We start from the raw sequence: 6,177 nt of genomic DNA, 5'->3' as shown, positions 1-6,177 counted from the left end.
ATCAAATAGGTCATCAAAGAAACCTTGCTCAATATCTGATAATCTCAATGAAAAAGAGATATGAATTGGATTATCTAGATTTAGAAAGTCTGATTCGCTAAAACTATTTCTGGTGAATAGGATATTTAATAAATAAAGTAAATTGGATTTGCCTAGATTATTTTCTCCAATAATAAAGTTTGTTGTAGGATGAAAATTTATTTTCACACCATCTAAGTTTCGATAGTTTTTGATCTCAAGTGTAGAAATTTTCATATAGCCTAGTTTCTATGTAAACTGCTGTATATTCTAACTTGATAAAGTTGAAAATCTGGGACTGGGACTATATTCAAATGTCCCATCAGAACGCCATCGCTTTAACCATCGGTGGGATGAGCTTTTCGATGCCCATATATCCCCTCGCGGAAGGTCACACCATCGACATCCAGTTATCATAATGTATAACAGACTATTTAATACATAGCGATACGGTGCATGAGGCATTGCTTTACCACGCTTGGATGCTTGCTTAGAAAATATATCCTCAAATAGCTTCCATTCCAGATCGCTCAATCCCTCAAAACGTCCAGCCATCAACTGATACACCCAACCTCTTGCCAAAAAATAGATTACTACAATCTGGCATTAGTGGGATAGGTTCATGTAAAAAGGAACTAGTTGCAAGGTTTTGGGAATACTTAATTATAGATAGTTTCCAAATATCAAACACAGTATGGATGCTCACAAATTTCTGGAGCTTTATGCAGCAGGAAAAAGAGATTTTTATAGTGCTAAACTATATCGCATTAATTTAGTAAAATGTAAATTACGACGCATTATATTTATAAATGCCAATCTGCGCTGTGCTAACTTGAGCGGATCTGATTTGTGGAATGCCGATTTAAGTTTAGCCAATCTAGCATACGCAAAGTTGCAATCTGTCCGTTTGCGACGTGCAAAGTTAATTAATACTTATCTATTGCACGTAGACTTAAGTAATTCTGATTTAAATGAAGCTATTTTAAATGGATGTTATTTAAAGGGTGCCAATTTAAGTAACGTAAACTTAAGTGGTGCTTGTTTAAAATTTGCCAGTTTGGAACGTGCCAACTTAGATGGAGCTAATCTGATTGGTGCTGATTTAAGTAATGCCGATCTAAGCGGTGCGAACTTGAGAGGTTCAAATCTTACTCAAGCTAACTTAGAAAATACTAATCTAACTAATGCCTATTTAGCCCATATTAATTTAGAAGGTCTAAGTATGCGGAGTGCTAACCTCAGTTTTGCTAATTTGGATGGAGCTAACTTGAGTTATGCCGATCTGACATCTGCTTATCTAAACGGTGTCAATTTAGAAAATGCCAATCTAAGTAATGCCAACCTTACTAATGCTGACTTAAGTATTACTGACAATGTATGGGAAATATTTTTTGAAAAATGGGATATTCCCAACTTGAGTCCTTCTAACCTGGATGTGGCAAAGTTTGAGACTTTAAATTTTTCTAACTTGAGTAATGCAAATTTGAGTAATGCAAATTTGACTAATGCTAATCTAATAGGTGCTTACTTGAATGGAGCAAACTTCACTGAAGCGAACTTAGTTGGAGCCAAGTTAAATTGGTCTAATATTACTACTTGTAAATTTAATTATGCTAATCTAAGTACTGCTGATTTGAGTAATTCTAATTTAACTAAAACTGATTTACAAAATGCTGACTTAACTAATGTCAACTTATCTGGAGCTAACTTAAAAAACTCTAAGTTAGATTCTATTAAAATGTATGGATATCAACATACTGGAAACATCCAGTTAGTAATTGATCGTGCCGCTAGTCGTGCCATGTTGATGGAAGCGTTGGACAAAACTAGAGAACGAGTAATTATTGTCAGTCCTTGGCTTACTAAGTATGGGATTGATTCTGAGGTGTTGCAAAAGTTTACTAATATCCTTGAACGAAATGGTTTTATTGATATAGGTTGGGGACATCTAAGTGATATATTTCCCTGTGAAGTTAAGAAAATGAGCCGTTCACAGTTTATTTCATTAGCAAAACAAAAACAAAGAAACTGGGATGGATATAGTGCTTTACAGGCTCTAGAGCATTTAGAACATAAATACTCAGGTAAGTTTAAGTTAAAACTATTAGGAACTCATGAAAAATATTTAGTGTGTGATCACTCTTTTGTTATCATAGGCAGTCACAACCTTTTAGCCTCAGATGCCAAAAGTCGTGAACGAGAGTTAGGGGTACGTATTGATAATCCCTTAACTGTTGCAACTTTTATCGAACACTTTGACAATGCTCAAAATTTGGATAACGGGGAACTGTATAAGGATCACACCCATCTGGGAAGATATAGAGAAACATAGTCAACATTCTATATTTGATACTAAGCTCTCAGTATTATTAATTCTTGCAGATATTTTTATCATATAGCCGATCACAAGCTAAACTCGTATAAATTTGTAGTAATTTTCCGTACTCCATTTCTCTAATAGTAAAAGCATGATTGATTGGTCAAAGTTACAACCTTATAAAAGTGACAAGTATGGGAGCTTTGAAGAATTATGCTTTCAAATTGCCAAAGGTTTGCATGGATATGAAGGGCGTTTCACATCGGTAGACGATAGCGGTGGTGGAGATGGAGTAGAGTTTTACATGACTTTGCCTAATAGTGACGTATGGGGATGGCAGGCAAAGTTTTATTATCCTGAATCTCGCCTCAGTGTCAGTAACCGTAAATCGTCAATACAAGGCTCATTGGCAAAAGCTTGCAAGGTGCATCCAACTTTAAAGAAATGGTTTTTATGCACTCCAGCTAACTTCACACCTGATGAGCAAGCTTGGTTTGATAAAACACTTCCGAAATCAGTGCCAAAAAATATGGAAGTGGAGATTATTCATTGGGGTGATAGTGATTTTAACAACTGGCTGAGTGAACCACGTTTTAGTGGTAAGAAAAACTATTTTTTTAGTGACTTAGAGCTAAATATTGACTGGTTTCGCAATCAGGTTGCCAAACAGATAGCAGGAATTAGCAATAAATTCAATCCAATATTACATATAGAAACAAATCTTGACGATTGTATTCATGAAGTTTTATGTGATAAGGTTTTTACCTTAAAAATTGGCCAAATCATGGATAATATTCAAGATAGAATTAACGAATATAAGAAATCCATCAGAGAAATTGAAACCAGCAGTTGTCATGAGATTGTTGAACATAATACTTGGAATACTATCAAATCAGAAATTATCGACTTTAATAACTCTGTAGATAGTTTACTAACTCATGCTTATTCTCAGATAAATCTTGCTAGAGATTTTTTAAGTGAAAATCAACATAACGAAATACGCAGTTTAAACTTAGATTTGAACACAATAAAAATTGACTTAGAAACCAATCAAGCTATATGTGGAGAATTAGAACGAAAGCTTTATAATAAAGAACTTCCCTATATTGGGAAAGAGAAAGAAGAAGATAGAATATTTCACAAGGTTCAGCGAGTTAAAAACATAGCATTTCAGCCTTTAAGATTATCATATAGCTTAATGGCTGAGATTTTAGAAATATTTGCTCGAATTAATTCTATCAACCAAACAGAATTACATATATTGGGTGATGCGGGTTTTGGGAAAACTCACATTGTTAGCAACATATGCCATGAGCGTTTAAATTCTAGTTTACCTGCTTTATTAGTTTTAGGAAGTCGTTTCACAAGTGACCGTTCTTTAGAAGAACAACTTCGAGGAATTCTCGATATTCCTCCTATCTATAGCTGGAATGATTTTATTCAAGCTCTAGATGCTGCTGCCGAGGCATATCGCACGCGTATTCCATTGGCAATTGATGGTTTAAATGAAGCAACTTGTAATGGGAAATTTTCGAGTGTTTGGCAAGGATTACCTGGTTTAATTCAAGAGATTGGGCAATTAAAAAATGTTATTTTAATTACAACCTGTCGAAGTACCTATCAAGATGCTATTTGGAGTGATAATAAACCATCAAATATAAAATATGCTAATGGTTTTCATGTTGAAGATGTAGAAAAAGCTGTTGAAAAGTACTTTAACTTTTATAAAATAAAAGGTGATTTAACAGCCACTCCTTTAGAGCAATTTCAGCATCCTATTTATCTTCAGATATTTTGTAAGAGTAAAAACGCTGAACGTTTAGAAGAAAAGCATATATATGTTGGCGAACAAACGCTCTTCGAGGTTTTTGATGATTATTTAAACCTGTGTAACCGCGTTATCAGTGAAAGGCTAGGTCTTCGTCGTGGAACACCCGTAGTTACACAAGCTCTGCTCAAAATAGCCAAACGCTTTTGGCAACCAATGGAGCGTAGTATCCCTTTGACTGACCTAGCTGAAATTGTTGATGGTCAACCTCTGGATACTTTAAATTGGGAGCAATCTAAGACGAATGCAATCCTAGATGAAGGTCTTTTAGTATGCCGTGATTGGGGAACTAATGGAGAGTTTGTTTTCTTCACCTATGACTTGTTTGGAGGTTATTTAATTGCAAAATATCTGATAAAACAGGCTGAGAATAATATTCAAGCAATGGTGCAATCCGAAGAGATAATAGCTGCACTCTTCAGTGATAGTTTTAGACTACTACACCCTTTATACAATGATATTGGACGCTGTTTAGCGGCGCTAATTCCAGTACAAACAGGGTTATATCTGCATAATATAATCGATGACTCAAAAGCTTTTAATTTATCTGTACAAGCACTATTTGAAATACCACCGGAAAATATTAGTGAGGAATGCCTTAATTTCATAGAAAGTTTATTTAAAAAGTCTGATAACCGCGAAAAACTTCTAAACTTATCAGCCTCCACAATAGGATATGCCCAACACCCATTTAATGCTACATTTTGGTCTCGGCAACTCCGGGTATTAACAATGCCAGAGAGAGATATTAGCTGGACAGAGTATATACGAGAAAATATTGAACGTGTTGAAAAAAATATAGGTCAATTTGAAGGCATCTGCAAAAGTGATGAAAATTTATCCGAAATGATGGAGGAGAGACTTTACCTTTTGGCAGTCTACATGATGTGGATATTAACATCTACAGTAAGACCTTTGCGAGATAAAGTCACACGGGCATTGTACTGGTATGGACAAAGAAAACCAGAAAAGTTTTTGGAGCTTTTGCTTCAATCACTAAAGGTCAATGACCCTTATGTTTCTGAAAGAATATTAGCTGCTGCTTACGGCATTGCTATGGCACGCCAATATGATTTTAAAGATGCCAGCTTTACTCAAAAATTTCTTCCATTATACGGACGGGAATTATATGAGGCAATGTTTAAACCTAATGCGCCTCACTCAACAACACACATACTTGTGCGTGACTATGCAAGGCGTACTATTGATATTGCTTTACTTTATTATCCAGAGTTGCTAACTACAGAAGAAAGGCAAAGAATTACACCACCATTTCAAGATGGTGGTATTCGAGAATGGGGTAAAAGTGAAGATAGAAATTATCGAGAGTATCGAGATGGAAATTGCCCATTTGGCTTTGCTGATGATGACCCAATGCAATGGTTAGGAAAACCTATCTCGAAATATGAAACAAAGACTCCAGAATACCTACAAGCAAAAGCAAATCTTTGGTGGCGCATTTACAATCTTGGCTATTCGTTGGAAACTTTTGGTGATATAGATAAATGGATAGTTAATCTTAACTACATCAATAGTTATTCTCAAAAGGAACACTATTCAGACCATTATGGTCGGAAATACTGCTTAATTGCTACTTACGAACTTATGGGCTATCGAGACGATAGTAATTTCCTAAAGGATGAATGGGATAAACCTTACGAAAGAACTTCGCAAGCGGATATTGACCCTAGTTTTCCAGTCAAGCTTCAAGAGCATAACCTTGTTTGTGAAGATTTTTTGGTAAATCGTGATATGCCTCTTCATGAATGGATTTTGTCGGGTGGAGTTCCAGATGTTAAATCATATTTAATAGTTGATGAACTTTTGGGAGAGGAAGGGAGTTGGGTGCTATTAGATGGTTATATTAATCAGGAAGATTCTAAATTTAATCGAGGTATATTTACTTTTTTGAGATGTTTGATTGTTCAAGCCGAAGAAGCTAGTTCTTTATTACAAAGGTTAGAAAAACAAACTTTAGGAGGAAGGTGGCTACCAGAAATTAAAGAAGATTATT

At 35.2% G+C, this 6,177-nt stretch carries 4 protein-coding genes; 2 read left to right on the top strand and 2 right to left on the bottom strand.

What is annotated here, in order from left to right; translation table 11 throughout:
* A partial coding sequence (locus RRG12_RS41135) for an AAA family ATPase (RefSeq protein WP_420763160.1) occupies positions 1 to 255 on the bottom strand: 255 nt, incomplete at its 3' end.
* A gap of 33 nt (positions 256 to 288) precedes the next feature.
* The gene (locus RRG12_RS41130; protein ID WP_420761911.1) at positions 289 to 600 is read right to left on the bottom strand and encodes a transposase; all 312 of its coding nucleotides are present in this window, start codon (positions 598 to 600) and stop codon (positions 289 to 291) included.
* Positions 601 to 712: 112 nt separating this feature from the next.
* Between RRG12_RS41130 and RRG12_RS41125 the strand changes: the two genes are divergently transcribed.
* Positions 713 to 2,350: a pentapeptide repeat-containing protein gene (locus tag RRG12_RS41125; RefSeq protein WP_420761910.1), complete on the top strand. Its 1,638-nt coding sequence runs from the start codon at positions 713 to 715 to the stop codon at positions 2,348 to 2,350.
* A gap of 136 nt (positions 2,351 to 2,486) precedes the next feature.
* On the top strand, positions 2,487 to 6,177 hold a 3,691-nt coding region (locus tag RRG12_RS41120), incomplete at its 3' end, for a hypothetical protein (RefSeq protein ID WP_420763159.1).

The organism is Nostoc sp. CALU 546 (assembly GCF_048836525.1).
This window is presented reverse-complemented; position numbering and strand designations above follow the sequence as displayed.